17 protein-coding genes and 1 pseudogene are annotated in these 18,875 nt (G+C 68.3%); 11 read left to right on the top strand and 7 right to left on the bottom strand.

Annotation, left to right across the window (positions count from 1 at the left end; genetic code table 11):
- Positions 1-105: 105 nt before the first annotated feature.
- The 3 genes and pseudogenes from ABT294_RS29825 (at position 106) to ABT294_RS29815 (ending at position 3,859) form a co-directional block, all read left to right on the top strand.
- Positions 106-3,138 (top strand): AfsR/SARP family transcriptional regulator, encoded by a 3,033-nt coding sequence (locus tag ABT294_RS29825; RefSeq protein ID WP_350809601.1) that lies wholly within the window; start codon positions 106-108, stop codon positions 3,136-3,138.
- Positions 3,078-3,566, top strand: a pseudogene (locus ABT294_RS29820) (Tn3 family transposase); the annotation flags it as partial. The gene ABT294_RS29825 and the pseudogene ABT294_RS29820, both read left to right, overlap by 61 nt.
- Complete coding sequence (locus ABT294_RS29815; RefSeq protein ID WP_350809664.1) at positions 3,464-3,859, top strand: Tn3 family transposase; 396 nt, start codon at positions 3,464-3,466, stop codon at positions 3,857-3,859. The pseudogene ABT294_RS29820 and the gene ABT294_RS29815, both read left to right, overlap by 103 nt.
- A 64-nt stretch (positions 3,860-3,923) precedes the next feature.
- On the opposite strand, the gene ABT294_RS29810 is transcribed toward ABT294_RS29815, so the two are convergent.
- Complete coding sequence (locus tag ABT294_RS29810) at positions 3,924-5,081, bottom strand: FAD-dependent oxidoreductase (RefSeq protein WP_350809600.1); 1,158 nt, start codon at positions 5,079-5,081, stop codon at positions 3,924-3,926.
- 81 nt (positions 5,082-5,162) lie between these two features.
- On the opposite strand from ABT294_RS29810, the gene ABT294_RS29805 reads away from it, so the two are divergent.
- Positions 5,163-5,828, top strand: coding sequence for a TetR/AcrR family transcriptional regulator (locus ABT294_RS29805; protein WP_350809599.1), 666 nt, complete (start codon positions 5,163-5,165; stop codon positions 5,826-5,828).
- 802 nt (positions 5,829-6,630) lie between these two features.
- On the opposite strand, the gene ABT294_RS29800 is transcribed toward ABT294_RS29805, so the two are convergent.
- Positions 6,631-6,969: a beta/gamma crystallin domain-containing protein gene (locus ABT294_RS29800; protein ID WP_350809598.1), complete on the bottom strand. Its 339-nt coding sequence runs from the start codon at positions 6,967-6,969 to the stop codon at positions 6,631-6,633.
- A 106-nt stretch (positions 6,970-7,075) separates the two neighbouring features.
- Between ABT294_RS29800 and ABT294_RS29795 the strand changes: the two genes are divergently transcribed.
- Entirely contained in the window at positions 7,076-7,234 is a 159-nt protein-coding gene (locus ABT294_RS29795; protein WP_350809597.1) for a hypothetical protein, read from the top strand.
- Positions 7,235-7,525: 291 nt separating this feature from the next.
- On the opposite strand, the gene ABT294_RS29790 is transcribed toward ABT294_RS29795, so the two are convergent.
- Positions 7,526-8,803: a serine hydrolase domain-containing protein gene (locus ABT294_RS29790; protein WP_350809596.1), complete on the bottom strand. Its 1,278-nt coding sequence runs from the start codon at positions 8,801-8,803 to the stop codon at positions 7,526-7,528.
- A 182-nt stretch (positions 8,804-8,985) separates the two neighbouring features.
- On the opposite strand from ABT294_RS29790, the gene ABT294_RS29785 reads away from it, so the two are divergent.
- Positions 8,986-9,660: a GbsR/MarR family transcriptional regulator gene (locus ABT294_RS29785; protein WP_502912158.1), complete on the top strand. Its 675-nt coding sequence runs from the start codon at positions 8,986-8,988 to the stop codon at positions 9,658-9,660.
- A gap of 514 nt (positions 9,661-10,174) precedes the next feature.
- Here the strand turns inward: ABT294_RS29785 and ABT294_RS29780 are convergent.
- Positions 10,175-10,753 (bottom strand): TetR/AcrR family transcriptional regulator, encoded by a 579-nt coding sequence (locus ABT294_RS29780; RefSeq protein ID WP_350809594.1) that lies wholly within the window; start codon positions 10,751-10,753, stop codon positions 10,175-10,177.
- Positions 10,754-10,833: 80 nt separating this feature from the next.
- Here ABT294_RS29780 and ABT294_RS29775 point away from each other — a divergent pair, with 80 nt between their 5' ends.
- The 4 genes from ABT294_RS29775 to ABT294_RS29760 all read left to right on the top strand — a co-directional run bounded on the left by ABT294_RS29775 (position 10,834) and on the right by ABT294_RS29760 (position 14,785).
- Positions 10,834-12,018 (top strand): MFS transporter, encoded by a 1,185-nt coding sequence (locus ABT294_RS29775; protein WP_350809593.1) that lies wholly within the window; start codon positions 10,834-10,836, stop codon positions 12,016-12,018.
- Between the two features lie 530 nt (positions 12,019-12,548).
- A complete protein-coding gene (locus tag ABT294_RS29770; RefSeq protein WP_350809592.1) occupies positions 12,549-12,866 on the top strand; it encodes an alpha-amylase inhibitor in 318 nt (105 codons plus the stop codon).
- A gap of 887 nt (positions 12,867-13,753) precedes the next feature.
- Complete coding sequence (locus ABT294_RS29765) at positions 13,754-14,467, top strand: pentapeptide repeat-containing protein (RefSeq protein ID WP_350809591.1); 714 nt, start codon at positions 13,754-13,756, stop codon at positions 14,465-14,467.
- A gap of 12 nt (positions 14,468-14,479) precedes the next feature.
- Complete coding sequence (locus tag ABT294_RS29760) at positions 14,480-14,785, top strand: pentapeptide repeat-containing protein (protein WP_350809590.1); 306 nt, start codon at positions 14,480-14,482, stop codon at positions 14,783-14,785.
- Positions 14,786-15,318: 533 nt separating this feature from the next.
- Here ABT294_RS29760 and ABT294_RS29755 read toward each other — a convergent pair.
- On the bottom strand, positions 15,319-15,765 hold the full coding sequence (locus tag ABT294_RS29755) for a VOC family protein (protein WP_350809589.1): 447 nt from the start codon (positions 15,763-15,765) through the stop codon (positions 15,319-15,321).
- Between the two features lie 75 nt (positions 15,766-15,840).
- Between ABT294_RS29755 and ABT294_RS29750 the strand changes: the two genes are divergently transcribed.
- Positions 15,841-16,476: a TetR/AcrR family transcriptional regulator gene (locus tag ABT294_RS29750; protein WP_350809588.1), complete on the top strand. Its 636-nt coding sequence runs from the start codon at positions 15,841-15,843 to the stop codon at positions 16,474-16,476.
- A gap of 47 nt (positions 16,477-16,523) precedes the next feature.
- Here ABT294_RS29750 and ABT294_RS29745 read toward each other — a convergent pair whose 3' ends face one another.
- Positions 16,524-17,948, bottom strand: coding sequence for a hypothetical protein (locus ABT294_RS29745; protein WP_350809587.1), 1,425 nt, complete (start codon positions 17,946-17,948; stop codon positions 16,524-16,526).
- Positions 17,945-18,868: a DUF4434 domain-containing protein gene (locus tag ABT294_RS29740; RefSeq protein WP_350809586.1), complete on the bottom strand. Its 924-nt coding sequence runs from the start codon at positions 18,866-18,868 to the stop codon at positions 17,945-17,947. The genes ABT294_RS29745 and ABT294_RS29740 overlap by 4 nt, the downstream gene beginning before the upstream one ends.
- Between the last annotated feature and the right edge of the window lie 7 nt (positions 18,869-18,875).

The following is an 18,875-nucleotide window of genomic DNA, read 5'->3' as shown; positions in this document are numbered from 1 at the left end:
CACCGCCCTCGCAGCGCCGCGATCTTCGTCGGTACCATCACGGTGGGAACGGGGGACATGGAGGGGCACACGGGGGCTGAAGCACGGTTTGCGCTTCTCGGGCCGGTGTCGGCCGACGGGTTTGACGGGCCGATCGTGCTGGGCTCGCCGAAGCAGCGGACCGTTCTTGCCGCGCTGCTGCTCAACGTCGGCAGCACGGTGTCGGACGACCGGCTCCTCGCCCTGATCTGGGGCGAGCAGCCGCCGCGCACCGCGATCACGCGTCTACAGGTGTACGTCCACGAGCTGCGGGCCCTGCTGGGGAAGGACCGCATCCGCCGCCTGGGCGCGGGCTACCGCATTCGCGTGGGGGAGGGCGAGCTCGACCTGGAGCTGTTCGAGCGGCACAGAACCGCCGCCCGTGCCCACGCCGAGGCGGGCCGCCACGCCGACGCGGTGCTGCGGTTGCGCGCGGCAGCAGCGCTGTGGCGCGGGCCCGCGCTGGCCGGGACCAGCGCCACACTGATCGAGCAGGAACGCCCGGGCCTTGAGGATCGGCGAGTGTGCGCTCTGGAGGAGCTCTACGAATCGGAGCTGGCGTTGGAACGGCACGCTGAGGTCGTCGGCGAACTGCACACGGCGGTGATCGAGTACCCACTGCACGAACGGTTACTGGGACAACTCATGCTGGCCTTGCACCGGTGCGAGCGCCGTGCCGACGCGCTGGCCGTCTACCGCGATGCGCGGCAGCGGCTGGTGGATGAGCTGGGAATCGAGCCGGGCCAGGCACTGCGCCGGCTGCACCAGCAGCTTCTGGCCGACGAAGCGGACAGCCCGGTGCAGAGCGTAGGGCCGGATTCTCCTCCCGCGCGGCCGTCCCCTTCGCCGCGCGAGCCAGTGGCGCCCCTGGCGGTGCGGCCGGCGGAGTTGCCCAGGAACGTGCGCGGGTTCATCGCCCGCGAAGCCGAGCTGGCGTGGCTGGAGGAGGGCCTGGGCGGCGGCGACGGCGTGTGCGTGCTCAGCGGCACGGCCGGCATGGGCAAGACGGCTCTCGCGCTGCACTGGGCGCACCAGGCTGCGGACCGTTTCCCCCACGGCCAGCTCTACATCGATCTTCGCGGCTACGAGTCAGACAACGAGCCGCTGACCACGGCCGTCGCGCTGACCCGGCTGCTGATCTCGCTCGGTGTCGATCCCGACCAGGCGCCGGGCGGTTTCGAGGCCCGGCTCGCTCTCTACCGCTCCCTGCTGGCGAGGCGCTCGTTCCTGCTGTTCCTGGACAACGCGCGCTCCGCGGCCCAGGTCGAGCCGCTCCTGCCCCCGGCCGGTGCGGTGCTCGTGACCAGCAGGCACCGGCTGGGTGAGCTGGTCGTATACGCGGGGGCCAGGCAGCGCTCCCTCGGTCCGCTCTCCGGCGAGAACGGCCGGGCGCTGGTGGACAGGGTGCTCGGGTCAGCCGGCAGCCCGGCCGAGTCGGCCTGGCGGGACGAGATGGTGCGGCTGTGCGGCGGGTTGCCGCTCGCGCTGCGCATCGCCGCGGCGAACGCCGCCGCCAGGCCCGAGGACGGCGCCGGGCACAACGCCGTCACCTTCGCCTTCTCCGTCTCCTACCGCGCGCTCGCCCCCGCCGAGCAACGGGTCTTCCGCCTCCTCGGGCTTGTACCCGGCCCTGATCTCACTGTGGCGGCCGCGGCGGCGGCCTGCGGTCTTTCCCAGGACGTGGCGCGCACCTCGCTTGGCGCGCTGGCCGCCGCGCACCTCGTCGAACACCACGCCACCGGCCGGTACCGCTTCCACGACCTGGTCCGCCTCTACGCCACGGCGCAGGCTGGGCGCGACCCCGAACGTGAGGCGGCGTGGCATCGCCTGCTCGGCCATTACCTGGATGTTGGCGGCACCATCGCCGCCTGGGGCGGGCTCGACGAGTTCCGGCTCTCCGGCTCGAAGCCGCTCGCGGAGGTTCGTGCGGAACTGTCCTACGCGGCCGCCGACGTGGTCAATCTGATGGCCGCGCTGATGCGGGCGATCGAGAGCGACCCCGGCCCCGAGGTGTGGCGCCTGGCCGGCATGGTCCGCGTCATCTGCACCCGCACCGGCCGGCTGAGCGAGTGGCTGGACATCGCGCCGTCCCTGCTGGAGGCGGCCGCCACCCAGGATGTGCCGGCCGTCCACGCCATGCTGCACATCAGCATGGGGGAGGGGCTCTTCCGCATCGGCCGCCGAGAGCAGGCCGTCGAGCACCTGGAGCAGGCCGCCCGCATCTCCCGCGATGCCGACGGCCGGGAGGGCGAGGCGGCGGCTCGGGTCGGGCTGAGCTTCGCGCATACGTGGACGGGACGCCTCTCCGAGGCCATGGCCGACACGACTCGGGCCGCACGGCTCTTTCACGAGCTCGGCTCCATTTCCGGGCAGAACCATACACTCAACGCCCTCGTCAGCCAGTTCCATCACCTGGGCCGGCTCAGCCTCGCCGAGCAGTGCGGCAGGCAGGCTCTCGCACTGAGCCGGCGGCACGGGCTCGCCTACGCCGAGGGGGCCGATCTACGGAATCTCGGGGCGGTGCTGCTCGACCAGGGACGATACGACGAGGCAGAGACCTGCCTGCGGGAGTCGGCCGACCTGCTCACCTCACTCGGCGGCCATGGCATCGCCACGACCCACACCTGGATCAGCCGGCTGCACTGGGAGCGCGGCCGGTGGAAGGAGTCGCGAGAGGCGGCGCTGCTGGCGGTCGACCAGGCCCGCAGCCACGGGGACCGGCTGGTGGAGGCGGCGGCACTGGTGGCACTGGCCGACGCCGGGCTCCACCTCGGCCTGACCGCCGAGGCCGGGGACAGCCTGAACCTGGCCAACGAGCTCATCACCGCGGGCGGCCTGTGCTGGCACTTGGCGTACTCCCTGATCGCCCGTGCCCGGCTGCGCTCCGCCCTGGGCGATCACGAGGGCGCCGTCCGCCACGCGCTGAAGGGCCGTGACGTGACGATCGAGGCTTCGTACCGGCTGCCGGAACTGGCGGCGCTCACCGAGTTGGCCGTTCTGGAACGGCGACGAGGTGAGCACGAGGCGGCGGCGCGCATGGCCACGCAGGCCCTGCGGCTGTGCCGGGCGATCGGCCACGCGCCGTGCGAGGAGAAACTGGCGCCGTTCCTGCAGGCCTGACAGCAAGGACGCGGAAGTGCTGGACGGGCCGCAAGCAGCCTCTCCCGGACTCCAAGCGGTTCGCCTCCTGGGACTCCAATCTGATGACCGAGTTCCACGCCCGCTACGGCGGTTACGGCGTGATGATCTACTGGCATGTCGACAAGGGCCGGCTGTGTATCTACTCCCAGCTCAAGTCCTGTTCCTCCGCCGAGGTCGCGGCGATGATCGAAGGACTGCCGCGGCACGGCACCGACGCCGACATCGAGGCCAACTACACCGACACCCACGGCGCGTCCCTGGTCGGGTTCGCCTTCACCGAGCTCCTGGGCTTCAAGCTTCTACCCTGGTTGAAGAACATCGGCGCGATCCAGCTGTACGCGCCCGTCGCCAACCAGGCGCCCTGGCCCCGCCTGGAGAAGGCGCTGAAGAAGCGCCCCATCGACTGGGACCTCAGAACGGTGCCAACGACAAGATCTTCTACGGGCGAGAAGGAGCCATCACCGGAGCCGACCGTGAACACGCCGAAGTCTCCATGCTCGCCCTCCACCTCCTGCAGTCCTCGCTGGTGTTCATCAACACCCGACTCCTGCAAGCCGTCCTGCGAGACCCCACGTGGGCGGCCAAGCTCACCGGCGAAGACCGGCGCGCCCTGACGCCGCTGTTCTGGGCACACGTCAACCCTTACGGCCGGTTCCGCCTCGACATGGACAGCCGCCTCGATCTCGGGACCGCCGTGTAGGAAGGAAGGCTGCAGTGGGTCGCGTTCCCCGGCCGCGATCGCACGGGGTCGTCGGCGATGCGTATCAGGATTGCGCGGGTTCCTCGTGTGGCGCGTTGAGGGCGGCGGTGAAGAGGTTGGCGAGTTGGAACGGTGTCTGGTCGCCGAGGAAGAGGTCGACGGTCTCGTTCGCATCGGCGTATGCGGCGTCGCTGCGCGGGAAGAGACCCTGTTCGTAGGTGGTGAGTGCCGCTTCGATGTCGCCGGGGTTGGCGGCGATCGCCTTGGCGAGTTCGGCGCCGTCGAGCATCGCCAGGTTCGCGCCCTCGCCGGACGGCGGCATCAGGTGTGCGGCGTCGCCGAGGAGTGTCACGCCGGGGGTGCGGTCCCATCGGTGCCCGTCGGGGAGGGTGTAGATCGGGCGCGGGACCGGTGCGGTGTCGCTGTCGGTGATCAGAGCGGTGAGCTCCGGCGCCCATCCCTGGAGCTCGGCCGCGACCTGGGCGGTCGCGGCGGCGGCGTCGGTGAAGTCGATGCCGGCCACCCACTCTTCAGGGCAGTGCAGCTCGAAGTACGTGTGCAGGATGTTGCCCGCCTCGCGGTGCGCGATGATCCCCTTTCCGGGAGACAGGGCGTACATCGCGCCGCCGCCGACCGCCTTGGCCGCCGCGGGGTGCCGCTCGTCGGCGTCGTGCAGGAAGGTCTCGATGGAGGAGGTGCCGGTGTAGCGAGGCTGGGCGTCGGACAGCAGCGGCCTGATCCTCGACCAGGCGCCGTCGGCGCCGACCAGGAGGCCGGTGGTCACCGCCGGTCCCTCGGCGAAGGCCACCTCATGCAGGCCGTCGCCCAGGGACCGGGCACCGGTGGCCTTGCGTCCCCACTGGATAGTCTCGGCAGGCAAGGAGTCGAGCAGAATCCGGCGCAGGTCGCCGCGGAGCACCTCCGGACGCCCGTGCGTGCCGTCGTCGGGCATTTCGGCCAGCACCGTTCCGCGGGAGTCGAGCACGCGTGAAGCCGCGCCGCCCTCATGGATGATCGCGTGGAACTCCTCCATCAGGCCGGCCGCCTCGAGCGCGAGCTGCCCGTTGTAGTCGTGGATGTCGAGCTGGCCGCCCTGCGTGCGGCCCTCCGCAGAGGAATCGGCCTCATAGACCGTCGCGGGGATGCCGTTGACATGCAGAACGCGGGCGAGGGTGAGGCCACCAAGGCCCGCACCGATGATCGTGACTGGTGTCGTCATCATGTTCCTCTCAAACTCGGTTGGAGCACTGCTCCAATATATCCAGTTTGGAGCAGTGCTCCAAACGGTGGCATGATGGAGCTCATGGCGACCAGGACGAAACGAGGGGAACGGCGCGCGGACGCGCTGTCGAGGGAGCGGATCGTCGAGGCGGCCATCGAGATCCTCGACGCCGGCGGTGAGAGCGCCCTGACCATCCGCGCGCTCACGGCCCGCCTGGCGACAGGGACCGGGGCGATCTATCATCACGTCGCCAACATGAACGAACTGCTCGCGGCGGCCACCGACGACGTCATCGCCAGTGCCATGACCGACGTGGTCAGCGTCGCCGACCCGCGGGAGGCGATCCGGGCCACCGCCCTCGCAGTGTTCGACGCGACCGACTCCCACCCCTGGGCGGGCTCCCAGCTCTCGCGCGAGCCGTGGCAGCCCGCGTTCCTGCAGATCGCCGAAAGCCTCGGCAGGCACCTCCAGGCGCTTGGTGTCCCCCAGCGAGCACAGTTCGACTGCGGATCCGCGCTCGGGAACTACATCCTCGGCGTCGCCGGACAGAACGCCGCTCGCGCCCGCCTCCACCCGCACGACCGGTCGGCCGTACTCGAAGACATCGCCGCACGGTGGGCGCAACTCGACCCCGACAAGTACCCGATCATGCGCCAGGTGGCGACACAACTGCCCGAGCACGACGACCGCACGCAGTTCCTGGTCGGCATCGACCTCATCCTGGCCGGCATCATAACCGTCCTCTAAGGAGCGTCCGAGGAGCACCCCGCACCCCCGCCCGGCGACCATCGGGCCTTCGGAGGAAACCAGCGGAACCAGCCGCGACCGTGATCACTCTGGTGTTCCGTTTGGGGATCCCTCAACGGAACACCACCCGGGCCGGATGGACCCCAGGTCGGGGTGTTCGTATAGGTGTTCCGCGAACTGTTCCGGTGAAGGCGGGGTGTCGGTAAGAGTCGTGCAGCCAGGTACACGCGATTGAGTTCACCCAGGTCAGCGACACCGCTGACGGACCGTTAAGGGATCTTTCTCGGATTGTCCGACGTCGGCGATCGTGTGTGGCCAGTATTGATCCGGATTCGTGAGGTATGCGGCGGCCTGGCTGACCGCTTCGCGAGAGAGCCGGATGCCGCGTGGCGTGTGTGCTGGACGAGAACGAGCTCGTTGGGAACTGGACGCTGGTCGGGGACGAGCTGGATCAGCTATCGGGCCGGCGGGGCGCGACGAAGCTCGGCATCTGCGGTTCTACGCGCTGAACGGCCGGTTCCCGACGGGCCGGGCGGAATTCCCTGATCAGGCCGTGCTTAAGAGTCAGTCAGGCACGCCAGGCAAGTAGGTTCGGCATGGTTCTGTTGATCTTGCCTGGTGGCCAACAAGCAAAGACCCCGGCAGCGGCGGTCAGGGGGGTGCTGGGGTTAGTCAAAGTTGGCCTGGCTGTAAGGATCGCGCTCCACGGCCTAAACGAGCATGGCACCAACTCCCCGGGCCGTCATGCCTGCGGGGCGTGAGTGACGGCCCGGCGATTCCGGCGCAGCCGGATGTCAACGCGTCACAGGATCTCGATGGCGTCGACCTTCGGAGGGCGGTTCGGGAAGCTGATGTCGTGCCAGCGCTCGATCTTCACCGAGTCGCCGTTGGCGTCGGAGTAGATCAGGTCGTTATTGCCGGTGGAGATCCGGTCGACCCACCATCCGCCGAAGTCGGTTTTTCCGCGGTTGGCGAAGCATCGAACGCGGTCGCGGCCATCGAGGTGCGACCAGATCTTCAGGAAGTTCTCGCCGGCACGGCATTCGACTTCGTTGATGGCGAAGGCGGGGCCGGCCGGAATGGTGACAGTGAGGGCGGCGGCTGTGGCGAAAGTAGCCAGTGCGGCCAGAGTGCGTCGCATGATCGGGGTTCCTCATCAGTTCTGGGGTGCGGGGGTGGCAGGTGCCGCCCTCCGCCCACGATGGACGCACTGTAGTCGATCTACTACTAGCTGCGACGGAAGGCTGTTGTGGCTTGTCGTTGGGCGTGCCTGTCGCTGGTTCGGCGAGCCGGGTTTCGAGGTCGGCGATCATCTGGGTGAGCAGGCTGGTGTTCTCGTGCCGCACCGCCTGCGGGCCGAGTTCGTCGATGCCGGCGACCTTCGTGATGCTTACAGCCCGCCGTGATCCGTTCGATCTGCTCGGGTTGTCCGGCCGGCACGCCAGCCGCTTGGGCTACGACCAAGCAGACCATGGCGAGGCGAGCAGGCATCCCCTTGGCCGGCCTTGTCCCCTTGGCTGGCTTCGTCTCTGACGGGTTTGCCGACCGGTTGTGCCTGCTCGGTGTCCGCGCCTCTTGGACCGGCCACGCCGCGCTCAATGAGCTCGGCGTGGCCTACTTCGCGCTCTACCTGATGCACGACCGCAACGGGTCCCGCCTTGAAGGTGTGCGGGCCCAAGGTGCTCGGCCCCGTCTACTCAGCCCGACTTGGCCTCGTCAGCTGACCCGGCCTGCCCGCCGCAGAACGCCGCCTTGACGAGCCCGTCCAGCATCTTCGGATACTTGGCGAGGTCGAATGCGGCGTCGCCGGCGGTCAGCGAGGCGGTCAGGGTCTTGCTGCCGTCGGGCGTGCTGTACATCAGCGCTGCGTAGCCCCCCGGCGGGTTGCCGTTGTGGTTGAGGACGGTGCCGCAGGTCGGGCCCAGGTCCTGCACGAACATCCCGAGGCCGTAGTGGCCGTAGAGGGGGTCGCTCTTCGGGTGCGGCTTGCGCATCTCGGTCAGTAGCTTGGCCGGCAGGAGCTTGCCGCCGTTCAGCGCGGAGAAGAACGTGTGGAGATCCTTGGTGGTCGAGATCATGTCACCGGCGCCTGCCAGCAGGGAGGGGTTCTGGCGGGAGACGTCGGCCACCTTCCACTGGCCGGCGTCCTGGTAGCGGAAGTAGCCGTGGGCGTACGGCCCGGGCAGCTGCGTCCGGTCGCCCGGCACCACGGTGCCCCTCAGCCCGAGCGGTCCCAGGATCCGCCGCTTCAGCTCCGCGTCGAACGAGCGGCCGGTGACCTTCTCGATCAGCAGCCTGGCCAGCGTGTAGTTGGTGTTGGAGTAGCTCCAGTCCTTCCCCGGCGCGAACTTCACCGGCTTGGACAGCGCGAACCGCACCAGCTCCTCCGGCCGGTACGAGTGGAACCGGTTGTCCAGCCACTCCTTGCCCGTCGCGGGGAGCCCCGGAACCCATGTCCCGTCGGGGTCGAGGTCGCCGGTGTAGTTGAACAATCCGCTGGTGTGCTGCAGCAGCATCCGCACCGTGATCCGCCGGTCCAGCCCGAGCTTGGGCAGGTAGCCGGCCACCGGGGCGTCCAGCCCGATCTTGCCCTCGGCCACCAGCTGCAGCACCACGGTCGCGTGGAAGGTCTTGGTGACGCTGCCCACCCAGAAGTGCCCGTTCGTCGGCGGCTTCGCGCTCGCGCCCAGCTTGCGCTGCCCGGCGCTGCTGACCCACTCGCCCCGCTCATCGTTCACGCGCACCTGTACCCCGAGGAAGCCGGCATCGACGAACGTCTGGATGGCTTTTTGCAGCTCCGGGCGATCCTGCCCGGCGGCGGCCTTCGACACGGCCGCGCTGCTGTCCGCGGCGGCTATACCCGCTGTGGCCACTGCGGGTGTGGCCGATCCGGCCAGCAGCGCGGCCGCCAGCGCCGTGACCGCCGCGCGCCGGAAGGCCCTGTTGCTCTTGACGGTATGGAGAGATTGACCCATAGCCATTCCTCGATTGCGATAGTACGTGTCTTGTGCAGCTCGAAAGCTACGTTGCATTCAGATTCACGTCAATCTCAAAATGAACGTTTACCCAGGTGAATAGCGGTAAATTGGTGCAATGGCGCTGTGATCGAAAGCAACACCATGTTGCAATGAGTGGCGGCTAAGGCAACACTGACGGTATGCCAGGAGGACGATTGACCCAGCAGGACCGTCAGCGCATCGCGGCCGGACTCGCCGACGGGCTCTCCTACCGCGAGATCGCCAGGCGGCTCGACCGGCCGACCTCGACGATCACCCGGGAGATCGCCCGCAACGGCGGCCCCGCCGGATACCGGCCCCAGCAGGCGCACCAAGCGACGATCCAGCGGGCCCGGCGCGGCACACCGGCACCCCCACACGCGGCCACACCGCCGGTCGCCGCGATGGAACAGGAGATCATCGAGATGGCGGTCAGAGCCGGGATGCCGAGGACAGCCGCGCGCGTGCACCACGACCTGGCGCTGTCCGAGGACGGCCGGCGCACCGCGGCCGAGCTGACCCGTAGGCTGAAGGTCAGCCCCGCCTCCATCTCCGTCGCCGTGAACTTCCTGGTCCAGCAGGGATTCGTCCGTCGCGAGCGCGATCCGCAGCGGCGTCGCAACATCTACGTGATCGACGACGACGCCTGGTACCACGCGATCATGATCAGCGAGCGGCAGACGCTCCAGACGGCGCGGGCCACGATGGCGGTGGCCGAGACGTACGGGCTCGACAGCCCCGTGGGGCAACGGCTGGCCAAGACAGCGGCGTACCTGGAACGCGTCAGCCTGGACATCATGGAGTCAGCCGACCGCTGGCGCACCCTCCTGACGTGACGGGTGTCAGCCGACCCACCTGGCGAGTTGGCTGACCGGTTCCTGCTGATCGTCACCGACCCACCCCACCGGGCCATCTACGGCCAGCGGTGAGTGAGGCCATCAGCGCGCTCTTCCCGGCGCCGTGATGGTGGTCGATTCTCGTCGCAGGTCAAGGTCGTTCGTCGATCGCTATCTGGGGTTGCCAAGCGAACTAGCTGGTCAGCCGCTTGAAGGCGTGTAAGGCACGTAAGGCAAGTAGGTGCGCAGCAGTCAGCTGTGGCGGGCCATCTTGACGGCTGAGATCAGCAAGACGACGGCCAGGATAGGGATCAGGACCAAGTCCGGGATGACGCCGAGCAGCAGGCCGCCGAGGAGAGCTCTCACGCTCGAAGGTTTCCACCGTCGCCATGCGGGGCTCGCTGGACTCCGGATCGAAGAAGATCGGCTCATCGGGCCTGCCAGCCTCGCAGAACCGACCATCTTCCAGAGCGGCTGAGCGTCGCAGGGCGATCTCGGCCGGGTCGTGCTGGGTTCACGCGGTAGCTACCCAGTTGTCCACCAGGGCGCAGAGCTGATCCAGAGCGGCCTCCACGCGCTCACGGTCGCCGCTGATGAGGAAGTCGAGCTGCAACCCCGTGTACGCCGAGTTGGCCAGCGTGGAGATGCGCGACGCGTCAGCTTCGGGGACACCACGCTCACGCAGGAGACCCGCCACAAACTCCGACCGGTCCGCCAGCAGTCGGGGCACGTGACCACCCAGCTTGCCGGCCGCCGACAGGCCCTCGATCTCGTGGATCAGCCGGGCTACCGGCAGGTTCTCCTCTTGCGTTTGCCAGTCCCAGGTGCACCGGATGATCGTGCCCACGCTGTCGGAGCCTGACCAGCCCGGTAGTGAGCGCAGCCAGGCCCGTTGCCGCTCGTCCAGGCGTTCCAAGGTGGCCGAGAGCAGAGCCTCCTTGTCGGCGAAGTGATGGGTCAGCACCCGCGTGGATTTGCCCAGGTGCTGGGCCAGCGGGCGCATCGACAACGTCGAGAGGCCGTGCCCGGCGAGGTAGTCGACGATCTGGTCGAGTAGCTCCGCACGGCGGTGTGGGTCGGCGGTCCTGGTCATCGCAATCCCTTTGACGTCATTGAGGTGACGACTGTTACCCTAATTGGGAAACACTCGTTACCTTAATTAAGGGGATAGCCATGCCCATGCCTGTCGCCGCACAGCAGCGTGCCCGGCTGCCCACGTGGCTGCTCGCCCTGGTCTTCACCACGTTCACCTTCGCCACAGACGACTACATGATCGCCGGGGTGCTCCCCGCGATCTCGACGGACCTCGGCGTCAGCGAGGCCGCAGGCGGGCAGCTCGTCACCGTCTTCTCCCTCGCGTTCGCGCTGGCGGCACCCATCGCCTCCGTGGTGACCGCCACCTGGCCCCGGCGCGGGCTGCTCACCGGGGCGCTGGCGCTGTTCGTGGTGGCGAACGGGGCGGGGGCGTTCACTACCTCGTACGGGTTGCTCATGGGACTGCGGGTGCTGGCCGCGGTGGCAGCGGCGGCCGTCGTTCCCGCCACGTACGCCATCGCGGCCACCCTCGCGCCCGAAGGGCGTCAAGGGCGTTACCTGGCGCTGGTGATGGGCGGGTTGACCGGATCCCTCGCGCTCGGCGTGCCCATCGGCACCTGGATAGGCGGCGTGTCCGGCTGGCAGGCCACGTTCGGGCTCGGCGCGGCGCTGGGACTGGTCTCGCTGGTGGCGATCAGGAGCACACTGCCCGAGATGCCCCCAGTGCCCGCCATGCCCATCCGGGACCGGCTGGCACCGCTGGCCAGCCGTCGGGTGCTGCTGGGACTGCTCGGGATCGTGGCGATCGTACTGGGCAGCATGATGGTGCTGACCTACCTCGCGCCGTTCTTGCGTGACCTGGCCGGGGCCGGACCCGCCGAGCTCGGGTGGGTGTTCGTGCTGGCCGGCCTCGCCGGGTTCGCCGGCGGGCAGTTCGGCGGGCGGGCCGCCGATCGATGGGGATCCGATCGAGCGCTGATCATCGGAGTCATGGGGTTCGCGGCGGCGATGGCCGCCTTCAGCGCCTGCTGGTTCCTGCGGCCGGTCCCGTTGCCGTTGCTGCTGCCACTGCTGCTCGTTTGGGCAGCCGTGTCCTGGTGGATCCCGCCACCCGCACAAACCCGCCTGCTTGCCCTGGCCGGCCCGGCCGGGCCACAGGCGCTCGCACTCAACAGCAGCGCTGTTTACGTCGGGGTATCGGCCGGCAGCGCGGTCGGCGGACTCGTGCTCGTCAGGCATGGAAGCGGCTGGCTGCCGGCCGTGGCGGCCGGAGTCGAACTGGCCGCCCTCGCGCTCTTCTGGCTGGCCGGACGCGCCAGGTGAAGACCAGCTCCGCCGGGCCAGTCTTCCTCCCTGCTCAGTGCGCCGGCACTGGGGCGGCTGCGGCGACGATGGTCGTGCTGCTGTGAGGTGCAGGACCTCGTCATGGGGCCCGCCCGCCGAAGAGGTCGAGTGATCGACGGGCAGGGGGGAATCTCGGCATGCCCTCCATCCGCGTCCATCCGACCCCACCCACGAGCGAGGCCCTTCCATGAACCGCAAGCCAACACCCGCCCCGCTGACAGCGACCGCAGCGCAGGAGGCCAGCCCGCGCACTCGGCCCCGCCACCACCGCCCTGGCGTAGCCGTATCACCTTCCTGGACTTTGGAGAGCGGGGCAGTCGGCTGGACCTCTAGCGTCTACGCCCGCCGTACGAGATCAGTCAATTGCGTCCAATTGTGTTGCGCCGCTTGTTGGACACCCGTCTGCCCAGGTGAACTGGCCGTGCCTGGCCGAATCCCAGGCGAGCCCACGTCACCAAGAGACATTTCCTCGTGTACCCGTTCCATCGCGAACCGGAAAGAAGGAAGCCATGGCATTCAGCAGGAAGATTGCAGCCTCCGTCGCGGCCGCCGCAGGAGCCGCCTCGCTGCTCCTGTCCACCGGCGGAGCGGCCTCCGCGGCGACCGCCCAAGCGCGCAGCCCCATTCCCGGGTGCGTTCACTGGCACTTGAGCAGCAGCGGTTTCACGGACCACCTCAGCGTGACCAACGGCTGCGGCGAAGCTCACTGGTTCAAGGTAATCCTGGCGCACCGCAGGGACCCCAAGTGCACGTACTACGGGGCCGGCGAGACCATCAACTGGTCCTGGAAGTGGCCGGGCAAGTTCGACGGCCTGCACAACTGCTGATGAGAGCGGAACGCCTCCCGTGAGATCGGAGGCGCTGGGGCTGGGGCAATCACAGCTCACGCCATCGAGCACCGTATAGGCCCGACCAGTTTGCCGAATAGTCCTTGTGAAGGATCAAGCCGCGCCCCGCGCCGACGCGCGGGGCGCGGGCTTGGCGGATCGACAGCCGGGCGTGTGGCTCTCCGGCCGGTCCCGGCCGCCGCCCGCCAGGCCCGAGCCCCACAGAGTGCTCCGCACGAGGGCCCTGCGCGCGGGGTACGTGCACGCTGGATCGCCTGGGAACTCGACCGGGTCGACGCCACCCAGGGCACTGCCCGATTCCTCCGCATCGCAGAGCTGGAAGAAGGGGTGTCGGGAAGACTCGTGCAACCAGGTACATGCGATTAAGTCCGCCCAGCTCAGCGGCGGTGCTCAGATGGCGATGAGGGATCTTTCGCCGATCGCCGGTGATCGTGCGCGGCCAGTATTGATGTGGAGCGAGTGCTCTCAGGAGGAAACCGACCCCGATCGGCAGCTGACGGCCTGGGAAACGCCCGAAACCCTGGGTCTCCTGGCCGATGATCTATGATCCAGCTCGGTCATGCTCCTCGTCGAGTCCGTCGGAGCGAGCTTCAGACTTGGCCGAGCAGCGTGCTTGATCGCAAAATACCGGTATGGCGCGATCTCGGAGGAGCTTGCAGGGAGCGATACAGTCCGCCCCGTCGGCCCGCACCGCCAGAGCATTAGCCCAGCGGACTCGGCGGGCTCCGCAAAAGTCCGAACCACCACCGAAACGGCGCCCGCGCCGATCAAGTTCCTGGGGACTCACTCCCGAGGAATTCGCAACCCTTCCCGCTGACCGCAGAGCCGAACTTCACCAGGCAGCTCGGCAGGAGCGGCACCAGACGGTGCTCACCGCTGTCCAGATCATCACCTCTCTTGGAGTCGTTGCCGGTCTCGTCTTCACCGGACTCGGGCTGTCACAGACCGCCGCCTCGGTTGAGGAGTCGCGCAAAGCGCAGCGGATCGCCCAGGACGAGCTGGACCTCAGCCGCTTGGGGCAGGCCAACGAGCGGTTTGTGAAAGCCGTCGAGCAGCTCAGCAGCAACAAGATCGAAGCCAGGTTGGGTGGCATATATGCTCTCGAGAAGGCGATCAAGGACTCGCCCGAATACCACGTCACCGTTCTCGACGTACTCGTGGCTTATGTCCCTGAGCATGACAATGGGGTGCCCAAGGGGAACCCGGACGTATTCGAACGCGCTCCGAGTGATGTGCAGGCAGCGCTCACCGTCCTGCGACGAAATCCAGTGATATCCGGAGGGGTGACCAAGCCCCTGACGGTGCACTGGCCAGACGTCCGACTCCCAGCAGCTGACCTGAGTGGCGTCAATATGAGCAACGCCAACCTGGCCGACGCCTACCTGAACGGAGCTGATCTGGAAGGTGCCAACCTGAACGGCGTAAATCTAAGTGGTGAAGCTCACTTGAGTAGTGCCAACCTGAACGGCGTCGACCTACGTGAAGCTGAAATGTCCGATGCCGACTTGAGTACCTCCAGCTTGGTTGGCGCTGACCTGCGCGAGGCAAGTCTGAGCGGCGTCAACCTCAGTATCGCCTAGAGCAGGGCAAAGGTGAGCGGCGTCGCCCTGCAGCAGGTCGACTTGTTCTCTGCCGACCTGCAGGGCGCTGACCTGAGTAACTCCGACATAGGCTTCACCGATCTGAACTCGGCCACGCTGAACAACGTCAACCTGAGGAACTCCAACCTGGAGAAGGCCACGCTAGTAGACGCCGATCTTCGTGGTGCTGACCTGACCGACACCTACTTGAAAGGCGCCGACTTGAAGAGGGCCGACTTGAGAGGCGCCAAAGGACTACCGCCTGTCGCTGAGCTCAAGAAGATCGTGAAGTGGGATGCCCAAACCAAGTGGCCCTGACCCCCAGAGCGGGCGGACGGGCAGGTTGACCAAGGACGACGGCCACGCGATGGATGACCATGCCCCCGCGCTGACGGCGATCAAGCCACCTCTCGGCACAGCAGCGGCAGCCAGCCAACGTGCCGCTCATCGCGCTGGTCACGGTGCCGGTGTCGATCTACGTCACCGCGGTCATCGGCAAGCGGTCGCAGCCCCAGTTCATCAAGCAGTGGTCGGCTGAACCATCACCGAGCAGGCCACGCCGACGTGCCGTCCTGCTCAGGACGTACGTGGGGCCCAGGGCGACATCGGAACCTGACCGCGTCGGCGGGTCGCGGTGGGCGCGAAGAGCGGGCGCGGTGTCGCCGCGCCCGCTCGGGGCCTGCTCAGCCGCAGGTCGGCCGTGGCGCGGGCGGCCAGCGGCGGAAGCGAGTGCCGCTCTGGTGCCTCGGGCGGTGACTGTGGGGGAGCCGACCGGAACCGGCGGTCTCCCTTCCCGACGCGGCGGGGCGCCCCGCCGAGCAGCGGCGCCGCAACGCGCCGGCCCGTCCGCCTCACGCCGGTGCTGATCCACTGAGCAGTTCCGCCGCCCTGCGGGCGATCTCGTCGGCAGGGACGTCCTGGACGTGCTGATTCAGCGCCCACCGGTGCCCGAAGGGGTCCAGCAGCTGGCCGGTGCGGTCACCCCAGAAGGCGTCGTGGACCGGCTCGAAAACCGTCGCGCCCGCCGCCATCGCCCGAGCCCACGCCGCGTCGACGTCCGGAACCTGGACGTGGAAGGCCGCGGAGGTGGCCCCGAGGCCGCTCGGAGCGCGCATCCCCCGCGCGGGCATCTCCCCGGCCACGGCCAGCGTGGTATCGCCGAGACGGAGTTCGACGGTCAGCGTCGTGCCGTCAGGGAGGGTGAGGCGGCTCGTCTCCCGAGCGCCCAGCGCCTCGGTGTACCAGGCGGCGGCCTCGTCCGCGCCGGTGCAAACGAGGTGGATCGCAATGTGTGTCATGACGTGACCATACAGCATGTATGAACACTGCGTCCATACATGGTGTCCGTACAGGATGTGCATAGGATGGACCGCATGTCACGCCCACGTTCTCCCCGCCGATCCGGTACGGCGCCCCCCTCCGCCGACCTGCGCGAGCGGATCCTGACCGCGACCCGCGACCTCCTCCAGCGACACCGCTTCGACGTCGTGAGCGTGGCCGATATCCTCACGGCGGCGGAGGTCTCCAGGGCGAGCTTCTACTTCTACTTCCCGAGCAAGCAGGCCGTCCTCGGCGAGCTCGTACGGGAGGCTGTCGCTCGCGGGCAGCAGGCCGCACGACCATGGATCGACCAGGAGCGAGACCCCGTCGCCGCGCTCAGGTCAGGCGTGAGCGACGGCGCCAGACTGTGGCGCGACAACGCGGGCGTCCTCATGGCGATCGTGGAAAGCTGGGGTTCCGACGAGGGCCTGCGAGCGCTGTGGCTCGCCCAGATGGACCTGTTCACCGAGGCCGCCGCGGCCCGCATCGCCGCCGACCCGCAGGCCCGCGAACGGCTCGGCGACGTGGACCTGCGGGCGGTCGCGGCATCGCTGACATGGCTGGGCGAACGGCTCTACTACCTCGCCGCCGCCGGAATCCCGCCGTTCGACAACGAGGAGGTTCTGGTCGACACCCTCACCAAGGCCTGGACCTCCATGCTTTACGGCGACGCCGTACCCGGTTCCTGAGCCCTCGACCTGGAGCGCGAAGGGGATCGATCCGCGCCACCGCCGCGTTAGGCGCCCTCGGGACGCCGGCGTGACACGTCGACGACCGCGCCTGGCGGGACCGGGTTGGCGGGGGCGGTCTTGTCGTACAGCCAGTACTTCGGAGCGTCGGTGACGTTGCGCACGGCGACGCGCAGTCGTCCGGAAGGAGGCCGGGTCAGGAGCGTGACGCGGTTGCCGTCGACGGTGACCGCCTCCGGCGGGACGAACCGGCGCGAGGTCTCCGTGATGACCTCGAAGCTCTCCGGTCGCCTGGCCGAGTCAGGGTCGATCCGCTTCTGGAAGGACAGCTCGATCGCCCCCGAGTTCGGGATATATGCGGACGTGGGAATGGGGGGATTCTCGTATATGTATGCGCCGAGGTGATACTCGTACGCCATCCACGTGGCCAGCCCCATCCGCTCCACCGTCTGTGTGAAGCGCTCGATCCACGCGTCGTCGCGCGCCATCGCGCGCTGCGAGCCGATATCGGTCTGCACGCCGATCGGCACCCGGGGGCTACCCGCCCTGATCTGGTCGACGAAGGGCTGGTAGGCCCTGATGTAGTCGGGTGGCAGGTCGGGCTTGACCCAGTCAGGCCAGTTCGTCTGCAGAATGTGCACGTCGGGTTTCACCAGGGCCACCATGGCCGCCGCGTCCAGCCCCTGGAACTCGCGCTCCCTGGCCACCGAGTCCGGCCCGCCGTCGACCGCCAGCGACCACGTGGCCACCTTGAGGTCCGGTCGCGCCGCCCTGGCCGCGCCGGCGATCTCCGCGACGCACCGGTTGACGGCGTCGACGCGGAACTGGATCCACCTCTCGTACCGCGCGGTGTCGGTCCTGTAGTACGTGGGCGAGGCCGGGTCGGCGAAGTCCGGGATGGCTGTGCCGTACTCCCGCTGGAAGGCCGCACGCGCCAGCGGCCCGACGTCGCCGTAGTACCCCTTGTCGATGCCCTCCCAGTCGGGGAAGTACGGCTCCGCCACCTCGATCCCGTCGAAGGGCGTGGCGGCCAGCATTCTGGCGATCATCCCGCTCTTGAACGTCACGTAGTCGGCGCTGAACGGCGAGAAGAAGTGGAACCCGCCCAGGTCGATGGGCTTGAGCAACTCCATCTGCCAGCTCTCCCACCCCTGCGGCCAGCTCGCCACCGAGTAGGAGCCGAGCCCGACGACCATCGCCCACACGGTGATGCCGCGCCGCCGTAACGCCTTGACCAGCTCGGTTCGCACGTCGAGCTCGTTGACCACGAAGTAGTGGACCGTGCGGTACCCGTTGGCCAGCAGCTCGTCGGCGATGCTGTCGGCCGACCTGTCCAGGTAGTAGGGAAAGGTCGGGTCGATCTGGATGCTCGCGCCCCGGCCGCCGCCGGCGTACGCGGGCAGGGAAGGGAGGGAGGCAGGCAGCATGGCAGCGGCGGCGCCGAGCAGCGCAGCGCGCCGGGTCAGCCTCACTTGGTCTCCAGGAACTCGCGGTAGCGGCGGTACAGGTTGCGTGCCGGCTCCCACATCGAGTTCGGGCTCATGAAGTGCGAGAACTCAAAGGTGATCACCTTGTCCACGTACGGCTGGACCACGTCGAGCTTGTGCGCCAGCTTGCGCCAGTCGGTCGGCGGGAACTTGATCGGCATGTCCCTGTCGAAGGTCTCCAGGTTCGACCACAGCCTGATCCCGTGGTTGCGCGCCTCCTGCGCGGTGGCCGCCGTGATGTCCTCCAGGGCCAGCAGGTCGGCGGTGCCGTCCTGGAAAGCGCAGTAGTCCACCAGGCCGGCGTACCGCTCGAAGATCTCCGACCAGGCGCGTGCGTGCTCCTCGGGCGTCCGTGGCACGGTGCGGGTGTCGACGGCATAGTCAGCCCGGGCGTGGAAGTACGGTGAGGCCAGGATCGGCAGGTCGCTGATCGACTTGATCTCCTTGGCCAGCGCGGTGTTGATGTCGATGATCCGCAGCCCCGAGTCCGAGGTCTCGTGCGGCAGGTACCACCCCTGGAAGGCGGGCGAGTCCCCGTAGTTCTCGAACATCTCGTGCAGGTAGGCCTTGTTGATGTCGACCTCGACGGTCCAGTCGTTGCGATACCAGTGGTAGCCGGAGTCGTACAGTCCGAAGAACAGCTTGATGCCACGCTCGGCCGCCAGGTCGAGGAAGAGCCGCACCAGGTCGATGTACACCGGCAGGGTGGGCCGCCGCGAGGAGATCGCCTTCGACGGTGCGGACAGCTTCTCGCCGTATCCGCTGCGGATGATGATGACGGTGTCGATACCGGTCTGCACGAAGGTGTCGAACTCGCGGGCCCATTCGGCGGGGCCCCAGTTCTGCGAGGGGATGTCGTGGGTGACCTCGTCGAGGAACGTGCCGGTGATCGGGAGGTAGGACACGGAGGGA

Origin of the sequence: Nonomuraea sp. NPDC000554, from assembly GCF_040300065.1 — a bacterium.
Taxonomy (GTDB): Bacteria; Actinomycetota; Actinomycetes; order Streptosporangiales; family Streptosporangiaceae; genus Nonomuraea.
Note: the sequence above shows the minus strand (reverse complement) of the source record. Positions and strands in the feature narration are given on the sequence as shown.